Origin of the sequence: Pseudomonas sp. BNK-15, from assembly GCF_047456105.1 — a bacterium.
GTDB classification, from domain to species: domain Bacteria; phylum Pseudomonadota; class Gammaproteobacteria; order Pseudomonadales; family Pseudomonadaceae; genus Aquipseudomonas; species Aquipseudomonas putida_E.
The window spans coordinates 1424241-1443834 of record NZ_CP179898.1; the positions used below are offsets into that span (position 1 = coordinate 1424241).

Below are 19594 nucleotides of genomic sequence, written 5' to 3' on the forward strand. Positions count from 1 at the left end.
AAATTGGCGAGACGGAGCCTCACCAAATTTAAGGGTACAAAAGTCTAAAGAGGATCTTGCACCCAGTCAAGACAAGGCCCCGGCCCTCCCCGCCCGATCATCGGCAACATTTCATGTCTCCGATGACCGTTCGGGGCTTGCCGGGGCCCTGCCCTGTACTTAGTTACCGCTGGAATTCAGCGCTTCGGTCAGTGCGGCTTCCACCTCACTGGCACTTACGCGCAGCGGTTTGTCGGCTTCACGGCGACGCTTACGCTCGCTGTGGTAGGCCAGACCGGTACCGGCCGGGATCAGACGACCCACGACCACGTTCTCTTTCAGGCCGCGCAGGTAATCGCGCTTGCCGGTTACGGCCGCTTCGGTCAGCACGCGGGTGGTTTCCTGGAAGGAAGCCGCGGAGATGAACGACTCGGTCGAAAGCGACGCCTTGGTGATACCCAGCAACACACGGGTGAACTTCGAGACGAACTTGTCATCGGCGGCGAGACGCTCGTTCTCGACCAGCACCTGAGTCAGTTCCATCTGGTCGCCCTTGATGAAGCTGGAATCGCCCGACTCGGAGATCTCGACCTTACGCAGCATCTGACGCAGGATGGTCTCGATGTGCTTGTCGTTGATCTTAACGCCTTGCAGACGGTAAACGTCCTGGATCTCGTTGACGATGTATTTCGCCAGCGCGCTCACACCCAGCAGACGCAGGATGTCGTGCGGATCGCTCGGGCCGTCGGAGATAACTTCACCGCGGTTTACCTGTTCGCCTTCGAAGACGTTCAGGTGACGCCACTTCGGAATCAGCTCTTCGTACGGATCGCTACCGTCGGTCGGGGTAATGACCAGGCGACGCTTGCCTTTGGTCTCCTTGCCGAATGCGATGGTGCCGCTGACCTCAGCCAGAATCGAGGCTTCTTTCGGACGACGCGCTTCGAACAGGTCGGCAACACGCGGCAGACCACCGGTGATGTCACGGGTCTTCGACGTTTCTTGCGGGATACGCGCAATAACGTCACCAACGCCGATCTGCGCACCGTCAGCAACACCAACCAAGGCGTTCGCTGGCAGGAAGTACTGTGCAGGTACGTCGGTACCTGGCAGGTACAGATCCTTGCCATTGGCGTCGACCATCTTGATTGCCGGACGGATTTCCTTGCCTGCGGCAGGGCGATCCTTGACGTCCAGCACTTCAATGTTGGTCAGGCCGGTCAGCTCGTCGGTCTGGCGCTTGATGGTGATGTTTTCTTCCATGCCCACGAAGGTCACGGTACCTTTCAGCTCGGTAACGATCGGGTGGGTGTGCGGATCCCACTTGGCGACGATGGCGCCAGCTTCGACCTTGTCACCTTCCTTGACCGAAATCACCGCACCGTAAGGCAGCTTGTAACGCTCGCGCTCACGGCCGAATTCATCGGCAATGGCCAGCTCACCGGAACGCGATACGGCAACCAGGTTGCCATCGGCACGCTCGACCTGCTTCAGGTTGTGCAGACGCACCATACCGCCGTTCTTCACCTGGACGCTGTCGGCAGCCGAAGTCCGGCTTGCAGCACCACCGATGTGGAACGTACGCATGGTCAGCTGGGTACCAGGCTCACCGATCGACTGGGCAGCGATAACGCCGACAGCTTCACCGATGTTCACCTGATGACCGCGGGCCAGGTCACGACCGTAGCACTTGGCACAGATACCGTAGCGGGTTTCGCAGTTGATCGGCGAACGTACGACAACTTCGTCGATGCTGTTCAGCTCGATGAACTCGACCCACTGCTCGTCGACCAGGGTACCGGCAGGAACGATGACGTCCTCGGTGCCTGGCTTGAACACGTCACGGGCGATGACACGGCCCAGTACACGCTCACCCAACGGCTCCACGACGTCACCGCCTTCGATGTGCGGAGTCATCAGCAGGCCGTGGTCGGTACCGCAATCGATCTCGGTTACAACCAGGTCTTGCGCAACGTCCACCAGACGACGGGTCAGGTAACCGGAGTTCGCAGTCTTCAATGCGGTATCCGCCAGACCTTTACGAGCACCGTGAGTCGAGATGAAGTACTGGAGTACGCTCAGACCTTCACGGAAGTTCGCAGTGATCGGCGTCTCGATGATCGAGCCGTCCGGCTTGGCCATCAGGCCACGCATACCGGCCAGCTGACGGATCTGTGCTGCGGAACCCCGCGCACCGGAGTCAGCCATCATGTACATCGAGTTGAAGGACTCTTGCTCGACTTCTTTGCCCTCGCGGTCAATGACCTTCTCTTTCGAGAGGTTGGCCATCATCGCCTTGGACACTTCGTCGTTCGCCTTGGACCACAAGTCGATGACCTTGTTGTACTTCTCGCCCTGGGTTACCAGGCCGGAGGCGTACTGGCTCTCGATTTCCTTCACTTCATCAGTGGCGCTGCCAATGATGCGTGCTTTTTCATCAGGGATGACGAAGTCATTCACACCGATGGAAACGCCGGAAATGGTCGAGTAGGCGAAACCGGTGTACATCAACTGGTCGGCGAAGATAACGGTCTCTTTCAGACCAACCACGCGGTAGCACTGGTTGATCAGCTTGGAGATCGCCTTTTTCTTCATCGGCTGGTTGACCACATCGTACGGCAGGCCTGCCGGTACAACCTGGAACAGCAGTGCACGGCCGACAGTGGTGTCGACGATGCGGGTGTTCTTGGTGATGCTGCCATCACGGTCTTTCACGGTCTCGTTGATACGGACCTTGATTTTCGCGTGCAGAGCGGCTTCGCCGGCGCGGAATACGCGGTCGACTTCCTGCAGGTCGGCGAACACGCGACCTTCGCCCTTGGCATTGATGGCTTCACGGGTCATGTAGTACAGACCCAGTACAACGTCCTGCGACGGAACGATGATTGGCTCACCGTTGGCTGGCGACAGAATGTTGTTGGTCGACATCATCAGCGCGCGCGCTTCAAGCTGTGCTTCCAGGGTCAGAGGCACGTGAACGGCCATCTGGTCACCGTCGAAGTCGGCGTTGTACGCAGCACAGACCAGCGGGTGCAGCTGAATGGCCTTGCCTTCGATGAGCACAGGCTCGAACGCCTGGATACCCAGACGGTGAAGGGTCGGTGCACGGTTAAGCAGTACGGGGTGTTCGCGAATCACTTCAGCGAGAACGTCCCATACCTCTGGCAGCTCGCGCTCGACCATCTTCTTGGCAGCCTTGATGGTGGTCGCCAGACCACGCATTTCCAGCTTGCCGAAAATGAACGGCTTGAACAGCTCGAGGGCCATCTTCTTCGGCAGACCGCACTGATGCAGACGCAGGGTCGGGCCTACGGTAATTACCGAACGGCCGGAGTAGTCCACACGCTTGCCGAGCAAGTTCTGACGGAAACGACCTTGCTTACCTTTGATCATGTCGGCCAGGGACTTCAGCGGACGCTTGTTCGAGCCAGTGATGGCGCGACCGCGACGGCCGTTGTCCAGCAGGGCGTCTACCGCCTCCTGCAGCATGCGCTTTTCGTTGCGCACGATGATGTCCGGCGCCGACAGATCGAGCAGGCGCTTCAGACGGTTGTTACGGTTGATCACCCGACGATACAGGTCGTTCAGGTCGGAGGTCGCGAAGCGGCCGCCATCCAGCGGAACCAGCGGACGCAGGTCCGGCGGCAGTACTGGCAGAACGGTCAGGACCATCCACTCAGGCAGGTTGCCCGAGCCCTGGAAAGCTTCCATCAGCTTCAGGCGCTTGGACAGCTTCTTGATCTTGGTTTCCGAGTTGGTCTGCGGAATCTCTTCGCGCAGGCGACCAATCTCGTGCTCCAGGTCGATAGCGTGCAGCAGCTCGCGGACAGCCTCGGCACCCATGCGGGCGTCGAAATCGTCACCGAACTCTTCCAGCGCTTCGAAGTACTGCTCGTCGTTCAGCAGCTGACCCTTCTCGAGGGTAGTCATGCCTGGGTCGATGACGACGTAGCTCTCGAAATAGAGAACGCGCTCGATGTCACGCAGGGTCATGTCCATCAGCAGGCCGATACGGGACGGCAGCGACTTCAGGAACCAGATATGGGCAACCGGCGAGGCCAGCTCGATGTGCGCCATGCGCTCACGACGAACCTTGGCCAAGGCAACTTCAACGCCGCACTTCTCGCAGATCACACCGCGGTGCTTGAGGCGCTTGTACTTGCCGCACAGGCACTCGTAGTCCTTGACCGGGCCAAAGATCTTGGCGCAGAAAAGGCCGTCACGCTCAGGTTTGAACGTACGGTAGTTGATGGTTTCCGGCTTCTTAACTTCACCGAACGACCACGAACGGATCATTTCAGGCGACGCCAGACCGATGCGGATGGCGTCGAACTCTTCGACTTGACCCTGGTTTTTCAGCAAATTCAGTAGGTCTTTCAAGGCCTTTCCTCCTGGCGGAGCAGGAAGCGGGCTGTACCAGCCCCACTCCCCTTCGCGTCACGTGTTATTCGGTTTCCAGATCGATATCGATACCGAGCGAACGGATCTCTTTGATCAACACGTTGAAGGACTCGGGCATGCCCGGCTCCATACGGTGATCGCCATCCACGATGTTCTTGTACATCTTGGTACGGCCGTTCACGTCGTCCGACTTCACTGTGAGCATTTCTTGCAGGGTGTATGCCGCGCCGTATGCTTCCAGCGCCCACACTTCCATCTCCCCGAAACGCTGACCACCGAACTGCGCCTTACCACCCAGCGGCTGCTGGGTAACCAGGCTGTAGGAACCAGTGGAACGCGCGTGCATCTTGTCGTCCACCAAGTGGTTCAGCTTGAGCATGTACATGTAACCAACGGTCACAGGACGCTCGAACTTGTTGCCGGTGCGACCGTCGAACAGCACCATCTGGCCGCTCTCTGGCAGGTCAGCCAGCTTCAGCATGGCCTTGATCTCGCGCTCCTTGGCACCGTCGAAGACCGGAGTAGCCATAGGCACGCCTTTCTTCAGGTTGTGCGCCAGGGCGAGGATCTCTTCGTCGGTGAACTCTTCCAGGTTCTCCTGACGACCACCGATCTCGTTGTAGATCTCGGTGAGGAAGCCACGCAGCTCAGCGGCTTTGCGCTGTTCTTCGATCATGCGGTCGATCTTCTCGCCCAGACCTTTGGCCGCGAGGCCCAAGTGGGTTTCAAGGATCTGACCGACGTTCATACGCGAAGGTACGCCCAGAGGGTTCAGTACGACGTCGACCGGAGTACCGTTGGCATCGTGCGGCATGTCTTCTACCGGCATGATGACCGAGACCACACCTTTGTTACCGTGACGACCGGCCATCTTGTCACCCGGCTGGATGCGACGGCGGATGGCCAGGTAAACCTTGACGATCTTCAGTACGCCCGGTGCCAGGTCATCGCCCTGCTGCAGCTTGCGCTTCTTGTCTTCGAACTTGTCGTCCAGCAGGCGACGGCGATCGACGATGTACTGCTGAGCCTTTTCCAGCTGCTCGTTCAGTGCATCTTCAGCCATGCGCAGCTTGAACCATTGGCCGTGCTCCAGACCGTCCAGAACTTCGTCAGTGATCACGGTGCCTTTCTTCAGGCCCGCACCACCGTCGACCACCTGGCCGTTCAGGGCAGAACGCAGACGCTCGAAGGTTGCACCTTCGACGATACGGAACTCTTCGTTGAGGTCCTTGCGAATCTCGTCCAGCTGCATCTTCTCGATGGCCAGTGCGCGGCTGTCGCGCTCTACGCCATCACGAGTGAAGACTTGTACGTCGATGACGGTACCCTTGGTGCCAGTCGGCACGCGCAGGGAGGTGTCCTTAACGTCGCTGGCCTTCTCACCGAAGATCGCGCGCAGCAGTTTTTCTTCCGGAGTCAGCTGGGTTTCGCCTTTTGGCGTGACCTTGCCGACCAGGATGTCGCCAGCGCCGACTTCAGCACCTACGTAGACGATACCGGCTTCGTCCAGCTTGTTCAGCGCAGCTTCACCCACGTTCGGGATGTCCGCAGTGATTTCCTCTGGGCCAAGCTTGGTGTCACGCGCCACACAGGTGAGTTCCTGAATGTGGATTGTGGTGAAGCGGTCTTCCTGAACCACACGCTCGGACAGGCAGATGGAGTCTTCGAAGTTGAAGCCGTTCCACGCCATGAACGCGATGCGCATGTTCTGACCCAGCGCCAGTTCACCCATGTCGGTGGACGGGCCGTCGGCCATGATGTCGCCGCGCGCAACCTTGTCACCTTTGCTAACCAGCGGACGCTGGTTGATGCAGGTGTTCTGGTTGGAGCGGGTGTACTTGGTCAGGTTGTAGATATCTACACCTGCTTCACCGGTCTCGACTTCGTCGTCAGCTACGCGAACGACGATACGGCTGGCGTCGACGGAGTCGATCACACCACCGCGACGAGCAACCACGCAGACACCGGAGTCACGGGCAACGTTGCGCTCCATGCCGGTACCGACCAGCGGCTTGTCAGCACGCAGGGTTGGTACAGCCTGACGCTGCATGTTCGAACCCATGAGGGCACGGTTGGCGTCGTCGTGCTCGAGGAACGGAATCAGCGAGGCAGCAACGGAAACAACCTGCTTCGGCGATACGTCCATCAGGGTGACGTCTTCCGGCGCCTTGACGGTGAATTCGTTCAGGTGACGAACGGCCACCAGTTCGTCGATCAGTTGCTTCTTGTCGTTCATCGCGGCCGAAGCCTGGGCGATGACGTGATCAGCTTCTTCGATCGCCGACAGGAACACGATGTCATCGCTGACCACGCCTTCCTTCACCACGCGGTACGGGCTTTCCAGGAAGCCGTACTGGTTGGTGCGGGCATAGGCCGCCAGAGAGTTGATCAGACCGATGTTCGGACCTTCAGGGGTCTCGATCGGGCACACGCGGCCGTAGTGGGTCGGGTGTACGTCACGGACTTCGAAGCCAGCGCGCTCACGGGTCAGACCGCCCGGGCCGAGTGCGGAAACACGGCGCTTGTGGGTGATCTCGGAGAGCGGGTTGTTCTGGTCCATGAACTGCGAAAGCTGGCTGGAACCGAAGAACTCTTTCACCGCCGCCGCAACCGGCTTGGCGTTGATCAGGTCCTGCGGCATCAGGCCTTCGCTTTCAGCCATCGACAGGCGTTCCTTGACCGCGCGCTCGACGCGCACCAGGCCAACACGGAACTGGTTCTCGGCCATCTCGCCGACGCAACGTACGCGACGGTTACCGAGGTGGTCGATGTCGTCGACAATGCCTTTACCGTTACGGATATCGACCAGGGTCTTGAGAACCTCGACGATGTCTTCCTTGCTCAGCACGCCCGAACCTTCGATCTCGGTACGACCGATACGACGGTTGAACTTCATGCGGCCTACGGCCGACAGGTCGTAACGCTCAGCGCTGAAGAACAGGTTGTTGAACAGGGTCTCGGCAGCATCCTTGGTTGGCGGCTCGCCTGGGCGCATCATGCGATAGATCTCGACCAGCGCTTCCAGTTGGTTGCTGGTGGTGTCGATCTTCAGGGTGTCCGAGATGAACGGACCGCAGTCGATGTCGTTGGTGTACAGCGTCTCGATGCGAACGACCTGAGCCTTGGCGATCTTGATCAGCAGCTCGGTGGTCAGCTCGGTGTTGCACTCGGCGATGATCTCGCCGGTGGCCGGATGCACAATGGCCTTGGCGGTGGTGCGGCCCAGGACGTATTCCATCGGAACGTCCAGCTGGTTCACACCGGCCTTCTCGAGCTGGTTGACGTGGCGCGCGGTAATACGGCGGCCCTGCTCAACGATGACCTTGCCGGTTTCGTCATGGATGTCCATGACCGCAACTTCACCACGCAGACGCTGAGGCACCAGTTCCAGGCTGAGTTTCTCGCCGGAAATATGGAACACGTTGGTGGTGTAGAAGGTGTTCAGAACCTCTTCGGTGCTGTAACCCAAGGCGCGCAGCAGTACCGAGGCCGGCAGTTTGCGACGACGGTCGATACGGACGAACACGCAGTCTTTCGGGTCGAACTCGAAGTCCAACCAGGAGCCGCGGTACGGAATGATGCGAGCGGAGTACAGCAGCTTGCCGGAGCTGTGCGTCTTGCCACGGTCGTGGTCGAAGAACACACCAGGCGAACGGTGCAGCTGGGAAACGATCACACGCTCGGTACCGTTGATAACGAAGGTACCGTTCTCAGTCATCAGGGGGATTTCACCCATGTAGACTTCTTGCTCTTTGATGTCCTTGATCGCTTTGTTCGACGATTCCTTGTCGAAGATGATCAGGCGCACCTTGACCCGCAGCGGGACCGCGAAGGTCACGCCACGCAGGACACATTCCTTCACATCGAAGGCGGGTTCGCCCAGGCGATAGCCTACGTACTCCAGGGCAGCATTGCCGGAGTAGCTGATGATCGGAAATACCGATTTGAAGGCCGCGTGCAGGCCGACGTCGCGGAACTGATCCTTGGATGCTCCCGCTTGCAGGAATTCGCGATACGAATCCAGCTGGATGGCCAGGAGGTAAGGCACATCCATGACGTCCGGCAACTTGCTAAAGTCCTTGCGGATACGTTTTTTCTCAGTGTATGAGTAAGCCATCAGCGTTCCCCAGCTTGGTCACCTGCTTGTTTGGCTTCTCCCGGCGGGAGCAGCCAGAAAATCGTGCAAACCCCTTGGTTTGCGCCACCCACATGGGTGTCTTGCAGCTTGTTATCGGGGCCGACCTGATCGGCCACCAATAACGGAAAAAGGCCGGTGGCATAAGCCACCAGCCATCAGCCTTTGCTCAACGCTCCGGCTGGAGTCGCAAAGTCGAGATTACTTCAGCTCGACTTTAGCGCCTGCTTCTTCCAGCTTCTTCTTAGCGTCTTCAGCGGCTTCTTTCGAAACGCCTTCAGCTACGACCTGAGGAGCGCCATCGACTTTCTCTTTGGCTTCTTTCAGGCCCAGACCGGTCAGCTCGCGAACGGCTTTGATCACGTTCACTTTCTTGTCGCCGGCTTCAACCAGAACAACGTTGAACTCGGTCTGCTCTTCAACAACGGCAGCAGCAGCAGCTGGGCCAGCAGCGGCAACAGCAGCGGTAACGCCGAAGGTTTCTTCCATAGCTTTGATCAGCTCAACAACTTCCAGAACGGTTTTCTGGCCGATTGCTTCGATGATTTGCTCGTTAGTCAGGGACATGACTTAAATCCTGTATTGGGGTGACAGCCTACGCAGCCATCAAATTAAACATATGATTTTGAAAGAGGTTACGCGGCCTTAGGCAGCAGCAGCTTCTTTCTGGTCGCGAACGGCCGCCAGAGTACGAGCCAGCTTGCTGGTAGCGCCTTGAATAACGCTCATCAGACGTGCGATAGCTTCGTCACGGGTCGGCAAGGTAGCCAGTACATCGATCTGGTTGGCGGCAATGAAATTGCCGTCAAACGCAGCTGCCTTGATCTCGAACTTGTCCTGACCCTTGGCGAACTCTTTGAACAGACGAGCAGCAGCGCCCGGGTGTTCGTTGGAGAAAGCAATCAGGGTCGGGCCTTTGAACGCGTCGTTGAGGATCGAATACTCGGTGCCTTCAACTGCGCGCTTGAGCAGGGTGTTACGTACGACACGTACGTATACGCCAGCTTCGCGGGCCTCTTTACGGAGTCCGGTCATTGCGCTTACAGTCACACCACGGGCATCGGCCACGACAGCGGACAGAGCGACTTTGGCAGCCTCGTTGACTTCAGCGACGATGGCTTTCTTGTCTTCGAGTTTAATTGCCACGGGTTTACTCCTGGTTTTTACCGTTTCATCTGGCCGAAGCCGGATGTCGTTTTGGTGTCTGATTCGGTAACGAATCGGGAGCACCATCTGCGTAGGCTTGAGGTTTAAGGCTTGCGCCGCCTACGGTCTTGGATAGCCCCCGCCAGGCAGGGACCCCAATTTTGCTGATGGCGCGACGGATCGCGCCATCATTGCCTTACGCGTTCAGCGAGCTCTGATCGATGACCAGACCTGGGCCCATAGTGGTGCTCAGGGTAACGCGCTTGACGTAGATACCTTTCGAAGAAGCCGGCTTGATACGCTTCAAATCAGCGATCAGGGCCTCAACGTTTTCCTTCAGCTTGCCAGCTTCGAAGCCGACCTTGCCAACGGAGGTGTGGATGATACCGTTTTTGTCGGTGCGATAGCGAACCTGACCGGCCTTGGCGTTTTTCACAGCCGTGGCAACATCAGGAGTCACAGTACCGACTTTCGGGTTAGGCATCAGGCCGCGAGGACCCAGAACCTGACCCAGCTGACCCACAACGCGCATGGCATCTGGCGATGCGATGACTACGTCATAGTTCAGGTCGCCGCCTTTCATTTCGGCAGCCAGATCGTCCATACCTACACGGTCAGCGCCGGCAGCCAGAGCGGCCTCAGCAGCTGGACCCTGGGTGAAGACAGCAACGCGTACGGTCTTGCCAGTGCCGTGTGGCAGCACAGTAGCGCTACGTACGACCTGGTCGGATTTACGCGGGTCAACACCGAGGTTGACAGCAACGTCGAAAGATTCGCTGAACTTCACGGTGGACAGTTCAGCCAGCAGCGCAGCTGCGTCTTCGAAGTTGTAAACTTTGCCAGCTTCGATTTTCGAAGCAATAGCCTTTTGGCGCTTGGTCAGCTTAGCCATTACACACCCTCCACGTTCAGGCCCATGCTGCGGGCAGAGCCAGCGATGGTGCGTACAGCAGCGTCCAGGTCAGCAGCGGTCAGATCAGCCTGTTTAGCTTTGGCGATATCTTCCAGCTGAGCACGGGTCACGGTACCGACTTTGACGGTGTTCGGGCGAGCCGAACCACTGGTCAGGCCAGCAGCTTTCTTCAGCAGAACCGAGGCAGGGGTGCTCTTGGTTTCGAAAGTGAAGCTACGGTCACTGTAAACAGTGATGATCACAGGAGTCGGCAGGCCGGCTTCTTGACCCTGAGTACGGGCGTTGAAGGCCTTGCAGAATTCCATGATGTTCACACCGTGTTGACCCAGTGCTGGACCAACGGGTGGGCTTGGGTTGGCCTGGCCGGCCTTAACTTGCAGCTTGATGTAAGCCTGAATCTTCTTAGCCATGAGCTACTCCAATATCGGGTACGAACGCCAGATGGCTCCCCGGATGACTTGCGTTTTATCCCAGTGACGACAAAACCCCGCAGCACACAGGGCTGCGGGGTATGGGATGCTTCGTCCGCCTAGACCTTTTCGACCTGGCTGAACTCGAGCTCTACCGGAGTAGAGCGACCGAAAATGAGCACCGCCACCTGGAGGCGACTCTTTTCGTAGTTAACCTCTTCGACGTTACCATTGAAGTCAGCGAACGGACCGTCAATGACTCGAACCACTTCACCGGGCTCGAACAACGTCTTCGGCTTCGGCTTGTCACTACCATCGGCAACGCGACGCAGGATAGCCTCAGCTTCTTTATCAGTGATCGGTGCAGGCTTATCTGCAGTGCCACCAATAAAGCCCATCACACGAGGGGTGTCCTTGACCAAGTGCCAAGTCCCTTCGTTCATCTCCATCTGGACCAGAACATAGCCAGGGAAGAATTTACGCTCACTTTTGCGCTTCTGGCCGTTGCGCATTTCGACGACTTCTTCGGTCGGGACCAGGATCTCGCCGAAACCGTCTTCCATGCCTGCCAGCTTGACGCGCTCTATCAGGGAGCGCATAACATGCTTCTCGTAACCCGAGTAAGCATGCACAACATACCAACGCTTAGCCACGGGACACCTTTAGCCAACGATCAGGGAGACCGCCCAGCCGAGCAGGGAATCAAGACCCCACAGCAGCAGTGCCATAACCAGCACGACAGCCACGACAATCAGCGTGGTCTGGGTGGTTTCCTGGCGGGTCGGCCACACGACTTTACGGATCTCAGTACGAGCTTCCTTCGCAAGCGCAAAGAACGACTTACCCTTCGCAGTCTGCAGAGCTACAAAGCCTGCAACAGCAGCCAGGGCGAGAAGCGCAAGAACGCGGTACAGGATTGGGGAGGCGGAGTAATACTGATTACCCACTACACCAACAACCACCAAAGCCACTACAGCCAGCCACTTGAACAGATCAAAACGCGATTCTTGGGCTTCAGTTTTGGGAGTCATCGGGGAGGATCCTGTAAGAAGAAAGCCAATCACACTGAGGTGAATGGCAGGTCAGGAGGGAATCGAACCCCCAACCTACGGTTTTGGAGACCGTCGCTCTGCCAATTGAGCTACTGACCTGTAACGCTGTATCAGGCCGGCCATTATACCGGCCTGATCAAGTAAATCAACTACTTATTCGATAATTTTTGCTACGACGCCGGCGCCGACGGTACGACCGCCTTCACGGATAGCGAAGCGCAGACCGTCTTCCATTGCGATGGTCTTGATCAGGGTAACAGTCATCTGAATGTTGTCACCTGGCATTACCATTTCAACGCCTTCCGGCAGTTCGCAGTTACCGGTCACGTCAGTGGTACGGAAGTAGAACTGAGGACGGTAGCCTTTGAAGAACGGAGTGTGACGGCCGCCTTCTTCCTTCGACAGAACGTAGACTTCTGCGGTGAACTTGGTGTGCGGTTTGACCGAACCCGGCTTGACCAGAACCTGGCCACGCTCAACGTCATCACGCTTGGTACCACGCAGCAGAACGCCACAGTTCTCGCCAGCACGACCTTCGTCCAGCAGCTTGCGGAACATCTCAACACCGGTGCAGGTGGTGGTGGTGGTGTCACGCAGACCAACGATTTCCAGCGGATCCTGAACGCGGACGATACCACGCTCGATACGACCGGTAACAACGGTACCACGACCCGAGATCGAGAATACGTCTTCGATCGGCATCAGGAACGGCTGGTCGATGGCACGAACTGGCTCAGGAATGTAGCTGTCCAGAGTTTCTACCAGCTTCTTGACAGCGGTAGTGCCCATTTCGTTGTCGTCTTTGCCTTCCAGGGCCATACGAGCAGAACCGATGATGATCGGAGTGTCGTCGCCTGGGAAGTCGTAGGTGGACAGCAGGTCGCGAACTTCCATCTCGACCAGTTCCAGCAGCTCGGCGTCGTCTACCAGGTCAGCCTTGTTCAGGAAGACCACGATGTACGGAACGCCAACCTGACGGGACAGCAGGATGTGCTCACGGGTTTGTGGCATCGGACCATCGGCGGCCGAGCAAACCAGGATCGCGCCGTCCATCTGGGCAGCACCGGTGATCATGTTCTTCACGTAGTCAGCGTGACCTGGGCAGTCAACGTGAGCGTAGTGACGAATGGTCGAGTTGTACTCAACGTGAGCGGTGTTGATGGTGATACCGCGCGCTTTTTCTTCCGGAGCCGAGTCGATCTTGTCGAACTCAACGATTGCCGAACCGAAAACTTCGGAGCAAACGCGAGTCAGAGCTGCGGTCAGAGTGGTCTTACCGTGGTCAACGTGGCCGATAGTGCCGACGTTAACGTGGGGAAGGGAACGATCAAACTTTTCCTTAGCCATCGATACAATCCTCCGCAGAAGAAATAGTCTTACGCTGATAAAACAAAGGCAGATATTTTCATATCTGCCTTGTTTATATGGAGCTCTTGAGCGGACTTGAACCGCTGACCTCACCCTTACCAAGGGTGTGCTCTACCAACTGAGCTACAAGAGCGAAACACATTGTGCAAAATCCGGCAAACTTGGAGCGGGTAGCGGGAATCGAACCCGCATCATCAGCTTGGAAGGCTGAGGTTCTACCACTAAACTATACCCGCGGAGCTTGCGGCTCTCGCTAAAACTGGTGGAGGGAGAAGGATTCGAACCTTCGAAGCTCTCGCAACGGATTTACAGTCCGTCCCCTTTGACCGCTCGGGAATCCCTCCAGATGTGGCCGGCATTCTATTTGTCTGCCGCCCTAGTGTCAAGCTTATTTTCAAATTTTTTCAATCAAATCTGAAGCTTAGCAACTTTGACACTGCCTCCAGCTCTACCACCTCAGTGGTGTTCCCTGTGAAGCGGGCGCCATTCTATCAAGCTATTCGCCAGTTGCAATACCCTGGCAGAAAATAATTTTATGTTTTAAGTCTTTGAAATCGTTGGAAAGAGTGGCGAGGACCGTTTGATCCAGCAAACGCTCGCTTTCCGGGGAAATCTTGAGCCAGAGGCCATCAGCGCCGGGCAGCTGCCCAGATACCGGCAATGCACTGATATCCAAGCTCAACAAGCGCTGGCGCAGGGCATCGATTTGATCTCGCCCCGCCAGGCCGCCCACCACCAGACATTCGTCGCGGCGACGGGGCGGCGTGGCCACACCCGTTTCACGCAAGAGACGAATCTCCTGCTGATTGCCTTTGTACAACGAGAGCGGGGCGACATCCTTAGCTTTTAGCGGGGCTTCCTGTTGGTGCCAGACGTAATAGAAGACGTTGAGCACCAGCAATAGCAGAAACAACCAACGCATAAACACCTCAGCTCAAAGGGCAGGCCATTGCCAAGCCAACGAATACCAAGTCGGGAACCACGCGCGCCTGCGGTGCTGCTTCACGCACCAATGGTGCATCGCCCCCAGTGAGGAATACAGTAAAGTCCTCCCCCCACAGCGAGCGTGCTTGCTCCAGCTGCGTACGAGCAAAGCCCTGCAGCATCAACACGCAGCCACGCTCGACCGCCTCGACGGTCGAGCGCCCAGGAGCGAGGCTGGTCAAGGCACGCTCCGCAGATGCGTCGTCGTAGCGGATGCGTCGAGTGTGCGTGCGCAACTGGCTGCGCATCAGTGGCATACCTGGGCAGATGTACCCCCCAAGATGCTCGCCATCAGCGCCAATGAAGTCGGCCTTGGCAGCTGTACCCAGGTCGATCACCAAGCACGCACCCTTGGCCAAGTGGAAAGCGCCCAACGCCGCGAGCCAGCGATCCATGCCCAGGCGCTGGAAATCTTCATATCCATTGCGCACCCCGGCCATCTCACGAGCCGGTTCCGCGACACGCGGCAACACAGAAAACGCCTGAGCGATCAGCGTACAGAGCGCTGCCGTTTCTTCCTCGCTGCGCACACTGACGATACGACAACCCGACAAACGCAGCGAAGCCAAAGTACCGACCTCGGCCACAAGCGCCTGATCCGAATCCACAATGCCGCCACCCACGATAGTAGCGTCGACAGCATGAATGACTCGCCATTTGATGAAGCTGTTACCGCAATCGAGCTCAAGAATCATCACGCAACCTCAAACTGAGCTCACCACCACTGAAGCTCTTCTCCACGCCATCGATCTCCAGGCGCAAGCCACCCTGCCCATCCACTCCAAGCACTACTCCATCGATCTGGGTACTGCCGGCAACAAGCGATACGTTACGCCCCTGCCATAGATGGGCTTGCTCCCATTCCTCCTGAAAAGCGGCAAAACCATAACGTCGGTGACGCGCCAGCTCGTGCTGCAGTTGCTGGCTGAGCATTGCCACCAGGCGATTACGATCGATGGGAGAGCCAACCTCACGCCGTATGGATGTCCACTGCTGATCGACCTGGACGTTTACCTGCATGTTCACATTGACGCCAATGCCAAGAACAACGTGACAGACGTCCGCCGGATCACCGACCAACTCAAGCAGGATGCCGGCGATTTTCTGCCCACGCACAAGAACATCATTAGGCCACTTGAGCCCAACTTCCTTAACACCGAAGCCTTCCAAGGTGCGCATTACCGCCAAGCCGACCACCAGACTCAGCCCTTCGAGCTGTCGCATGCCGCCTTCGACACGTAACACCAGGCTATAGTAAAGGTTTTCCGCGAAAGGACTTACCCACTGACGACCGCGACGGCCACGCCCAGCGCTCTGTCGCTCGGCAAGCACCAGAAAGGGAGCTGCCAGCCCCTCCCCCACGAGCCGCAACCCTTCAGCGTTAGTCGAGCCGATGGTTTCGTGGATGAACATTGGCCATTGCTCACCACCAGCAAATTCGGCAATTGCCTTTGCTTCGAGCAAGGCCAAGGGCGCCGCTAGCTGATAGCCACGCCCACGAACCTTGTGAATGGTGAGATTCAGCTCACTCTCCAGATGCTGCAGCTGCTTCCAAACGGCGCTGCGGCTCACCCCGAGGGCTGCCCCCAAGGCTTCTCCGGAATGGAACCGGCCATCCTTGAGGAGATTCAACAACTTCAGCATGCCAGTCTCGACTTGGAATAAGGCTGGCATGATAGCTATGGGTAGTGGGCTTGCATAGGAAAAGGGCCGCCCGAAACGAGCCAAATCCCGTGTATAAAGCCAGAAAAGACAAAACCCCTACCTGCTTGCGCAGATAGGGGTTTTGCGAAATGAATCTTGACGATGACCTACTCTCACATGGGGAAACCCCACACTACCATCGGCGATGCATCGTTTCACTACTGAGTTCGGGATGGGATCAGGTGGTTCCAATGCTCTATGGTCGTCAAGAAATTCTGTAGCCAGAATGTCCAGATGGACAGCCCAGCAAATTCGGATATGCGATATTTGTGATGTTACGAACTTTCGGTTCTTTCGTCTTCACCACCACAATCTGCAGAAGCAAATTGCTTGGGTGTTATATGGTCAAGCCTCACGGGCAATTAGTATTGGTTAGCTCAACGCCTCACAGCGCTTACACACCCAACCTATCAACGTCGTAGTCTTCGACGGCCCTTTAGGGGATTCAAGATCCCAGTGAGATCTCATCTTGAGGCAAGTTTCCCGCTTAGATGCTTTCAGCGGTTATCTCTTCCGAACATAGCTACCCGGCAATGCCACTGGCGTGACAACCGGAACACCAGAGGTTCGTCCACTCCGGTCCTCTCGTACTAGGAGCAGCCCCTCTCAAATCTCAAACGTCCACGGCAGATAGGGACCGAACTGTCTCACGACGTTCTAAACCCAGCTCGCGTACCACTTTAAATGGCGAACAGCCATACCCTTGGGACCGGCTTCAGCCCCAGGATGTGATGAGCCGACATCGAGGTGCCAAACACCGCCGTCGATATGAACTCTTGGGCGGTATCAGCCTGTTATCCCCGGAGTACCTTTTATCCGTTGAGCGATGGCCCTTCCATACAGAACCACCGGATCACTAAGACCTACTTTCGTACCTGCTCGACGTGTTTGTCTCGCAGTCAAGCGCGCTTTTGCCTTTATACTCTACGACCGATTTCCGACCGGTCTGAGCGCACCTTCGTACTCCTCCGTTACTCTTTGGGAGGAGACCGCCCCAGTCAAACTACCCACCATACACTGTCCTCGATCCGGATAACGGACCTGAGTTAGAACCTCAAAGTTGCCAGGGTGGTATTTCAAGGATGGCTCCATGAGAACTGGCGTCCCCACTTCAAAGCCTCCCACCTATCCTACACAAGCAAATTCAAAGTCCAGTGCAAAGCTATAGTAAAGGTTCACGGGGTCTTTCCGTCTAGCCGCGGATACACTGCATCTTCACAGCGATTTCAATTTCACTGAGTCTCGGGTGGAGACAGCGCCGCCATCGTTACGCCATTCGTGCAGGTCGGAACTTACCCGACAAGGAATTTCGCTACCTTAGGACCGTTATAGTTACGGCCGCCGTTTACCGGGGCTTCGATCAAGAGCTTCGCTTGCGCTAACCCCATCAATTAACCTTCCGGCACCGGGCAGGCGTCACACCCTATACGTCCACTTTCGTGTTTGCAGAGTGCTGTGTTTTTAATAAACAGTCGCAGCGGCCTGGTATCTTCGACCGGCATGAGCTTACGGAGCAAGTCCTTCACCCTCACCGGCGCACCTTCTCCCGAAGTTACGGTGCCATTTTGCCTAGTTCCTTCACCCGAGTTCTCTCAAGCGCCTTGGTATTCTCTACCTAACCACCTGTGTCGGTTTGGGGTACGGTTCCCAGTTATCTGAAGCTTAGGAGCTTTTCTTGGAAGCATGGCATCAACCACTTCGTCGCCTAAAGGCAACTCGTCATCAGCTCTCGGCTTTGAGATCCCGGATTTGCCTAAGATCTCAGCCTACCACCTTAAACTTGGACAACCAACGCCAAGCTGGCCTAGCCTTCTCCGTCCCTCCATCGCAATAACTGGAAGTACAGGAATATTAACCTGTTTTCCATCGACTACGCTTTTCAGCCTCGCCTTAGGGACCGACTAACCCTGCGTCGATTAACGTTGCGCAGGAAACCTTGGTCTTTCGGCGTGCGAGTTTTTCACTCGCATTGTCGTTACTCATGTCAGCATTCGCACTTCTGATACCTCCAGCAAGCTTCTCAACTCACCTTCACAGGCTTACAGAACGCTCCTCTACCGCATCACCAAAGGTGATACCCGTAGCTTCGGTGCATGGTTTGAGCCCCGTTACATCTTCCGCGCAGGCCGACTCGACTAGTGAGCTATTACGCTTTCTTTAAAGGGTGGCTGCTTCTAAGCCAACCTCCTAGCTGTCTAAGCCTTCCCACATCGTTTCCCACTTAACCATGACTTTGGGACCTTAGCTGACGGTCTGGGTTGTTTCCCTTTTCACGACGGACGTTAGCACCCGCCGTGTGTCTCCCATGCTCGGCACTTGTAGGTATTCGGAGTTTGCATCGGTTTGGTAAGTCGGGATGACCCCCTAGCCGAAACAGTGCTCTACCCCCTACAGTGATACATGAGGCGCTACCTAAATAGCTTTCGAGGAGAACCAGCTATCTCCGAGCTTGATTAGCCTTTCACTCCGATCCACAGGTCATCCGCTAACTTTTCAACGGTAGTCGGTTCGGTCCTCCAGTCAGTGTTACCTAACCTTCAACCTGCCCATGGATAGATCGCCCGGTTTCGGGTCTATACCCAGCGACTAAACGCCCTATTAAGACTCGCTTTCGCTACGCCTCCCCTATTCGGTTAAGCTCGCCACTGAATATAAGTCGCTGACCCATTATACAAAAGGTACGCAGTCACCTAACAAAGTAGGCTCCCACTGCTTGTACGCATACGGTTTCAGGTTCTATTTCACTCCCCTCTCCGGGGTTCTTTTCGCCTTTCCCTCACGGTACTGGTTCACTATCGGTCAGTCAGTAGTATTTAGCCTTGGAGGATGGTCCCCCCATGTTCAGACAAAGTTTCTCGTGCTCCGTCCTACTCGATTTCATTGATAAGAGATTTTCGTGTACGGGGCTATCACCCACTATGGCCGCACTTTCCAGAGCGTTCCACTAATCTCAAACCAACTTAAGGGCTGGTCCCCGTTCGCTCGCCACTACTAAGGGAATCTCGGTTGATTTCTTTTCCTCAGGGTACTTAGATGTTTCAGTTCCCCTGGTTCGCCTCTTGCACCTATGTATTCAGTACAAGATACTCAGCTTATGCTGAGTGGGTTCCCCCATTCAGAGATCTCTGGATCACAGTCTGTTTGCCGACTCCCCAAAGCTTATCGCAGGCTACCACGTCTTTCATCGCCTCTGACTGCCAAGGCATCCACCGTATGCGCTTCTTCACTTGACCATATAACCCCAAGCAATCTGGTTATACTGTGAAGACGACATTCGCCGAAAATTCGCATGTTGCTCTTTCGAGCAGAACTCACAAATTTTACCTTAGCCTGATCCACCAGCAGTGAAACTGGTGTTCAGTCTATTTCTATCACATATCCGAATTTTTAAAGAACGATCTGACAAAAGTCAGAAATCAACATTCAAGCCGAATGTTCATTTCTGAGTTCTGATCAGGAACAGCGCTAGACCCATATTTAGGTCCTGATCGCCTTCGACAAT

At 56.4% G+C, this 19594-nt stretch carries 13 protein-coding genes, 4 tRNA genes and 2 rRNA genes; all 19 read right to left on the reverse strand.

The features are described from left to right. Positions 1-159: 159 nt before the first annotated feature. Positions 160-4359, reverse strand: coding sequence for a DNA-directed RNA polymerase subunit beta' (rpoC, locus tag ACMGF5_RS06510; RefSeq protein ID WP_039601744.1), 4200 nt, complete (start codon positions 4357-4359; stop codon positions 160-162). 64 nt (positions 4360-4423) lie between these two features. After that, entirely contained in the window at positions 4424-8497 is a 4074-nt protein-coding gene (rpoB, locus tag ACMGF5_RS06515; protein ID WP_012316522.1) for a DNA-directed RNA polymerase subunit beta, read from the reverse strand. After that, the gene (locus ACMGF5_RS06520; protein ID WP_155294789.1) at positions 8497-8667 is read right to left on the reverse strand and encodes a hypothetical protein; all 171 of its coding nucleotides are present in this window, start codon (positions 8665-8667) and stop codon (positions 8497-8499) included. The genes rpoB and ACMGF5_RS06520 overlap by 1 nt, the downstream gene beginning before the upstream one ends. A 49-nt stretch (positions 8668-8716) precedes the next feature. Continuing rightward, a complete protein-coding gene (gene rplL / locus ACMGF5_RS06525) occupies positions 8717-9082 on the reverse strand; it encodes a 50S ribosomal protein L7/L12 (protein WP_003255496.1) in 366 nt (121 codons plus the stop codon). 78 nt (positions 9083-9160) lie between these two features. Continuing rightward, the gene (rplJ, locus tag ACMGF5_RS06530; RefSeq protein WP_012316523.1) at positions 9161-9661 is read right to left on the reverse strand and encodes a 50S ribosomal protein L10; all 501 of its coding nucleotides are present in this window, start codon (positions 9659-9661) and stop codon (positions 9161-9163) included. Between the two features lie 196 nt (positions 9662-9857). Next, positions 9858-10553 (reverse strand): 50S ribosomal protein L1, encoded by a 696-nt coding sequence (gene rplA, locus ACMGF5_RS06535; RefSeq protein WP_008089131.1) that lies wholly within the window; start codon positions 10551-10553, stop codon positions 9858-9860. Further along, positions 10553-10984: a 50S ribosomal protein L11 gene (rplK, locus tag ACMGF5_RS06540; protein WP_003255500.1), complete on the reverse strand. Its 432-nt coding sequence runs from the start codon at positions 10982-10984 to the stop codon at positions 10553-10555. The genes rplA and rplK overlap by 1 nt, the downstream gene beginning before the upstream one ends. A gap of 119 nt (positions 10985-11103) precedes the next feature. After that, positions 11104-11637 carry a transcription termination/antitermination protein NusG gene (gene nusG / locus ACMGF5_RS06545; RefSeq protein WP_012316525.1) on the reverse strand — a complete coding sequence of 178 codons (534 nt, stop codon included), beginning with the start codon at positions 11635-11637 and terminating at the stop codon, positions 11104-11106. 9 nt (positions 11638-11646) lie between these two features. Then, positions 11647-12015 (reverse strand): preprotein translocase subunit SecE, encoded by a 369-nt coding sequence (secE, locus tag ACMGF5_RS06550; protein WP_008089117.1) that lies wholly within the window; start codon positions 12013-12015, stop codon positions 11647-11649. Positions 12016-12059: 44 nt separating this feature from the next. Beyond that, positions 12060-12135: transfer RNA gene (locus ACMGF5_RS06555), tRNA-Trp, on the reverse strand. A gap of 54 nt (positions 12136-12189) precedes the next feature. Continuing rightward, on the reverse strand, positions 12190-13383 hold the full coding sequence (gene tuf / locus ACMGF5_RS06560) for an elongation factor Tu (RefSeq protein ID WP_003255489.1): 1194 nt from the start codon (positions 13381-13383) through the stop codon (positions 12190-12192). A gap of 78 nt (positions 13384-13461) precedes the next feature. Then, positions 13462-13537: transfer RNA gene (locus ACMGF5_RS06565), tRNA-Thr, on the reverse strand. A 29-nt stretch (positions 13538-13566) separates the two neighbouring features. Further along, a tRNA-Gly gene (locus tag ACMGF5_RS06570) sits at positions 13567-13640 on the reverse strand. A gap of 24 nt (positions 13641-13664) precedes the next feature. Further along, positions 13665-13748 (reverse strand) — tRNA-Tyr (locus ACMGF5_RS06575). Between the two features lie 152 nt (positions 13749-13900). Beyond that, positions 13901-14326 (reverse strand): hypothetical protein, encoded by a 426-nt coding sequence (locus ACMGF5_RS06580; RefSeq protein ID WP_046788138.1) that lies wholly within the window; start codon positions 14324-14326, stop codon positions 13901-13903. Between the two features lie 7 nt (positions 14327-14333). Next, the gene (locus tag ACMGF5_RS06585) at positions 14334-15083 is read right to left on the reverse strand and encodes a pantothenate kinase (protein ID WP_125924555.1); all 750 of its coding nucleotides are present in this window, start codon (positions 15081-15083) and stop codon (positions 14334-14336) included. Then, entirely contained in the window at positions 15073-16032 is a 960-nt protein-coding gene (gene birA, locus ACMGF5_RS06590) for a bifunctional biotin--[acetyl-CoA-carboxylase] ligase/biotin operon repressor BirA (protein WP_115273746.1), read from the reverse strand. Before birA ends, ACMGF5_RS06585 begins: the two co-directional genes overlap by 11 nt. 154 nt (positions 16033-16186) lie before the next feature. Beyond that, positions 16187-16302, reverse strand: a 5S ribosomal RNA gene (gene rrf / locus ACMGF5_RS06595). Between the two features lie 131 nt (positions 16303-16433). Beyond that, positions 16434-19325, reverse strand: a 23S ribosomal RNA gene (locus ACMGF5_RS06600). Positions 19326-19594: the final 269 nt, after the last annotated feature.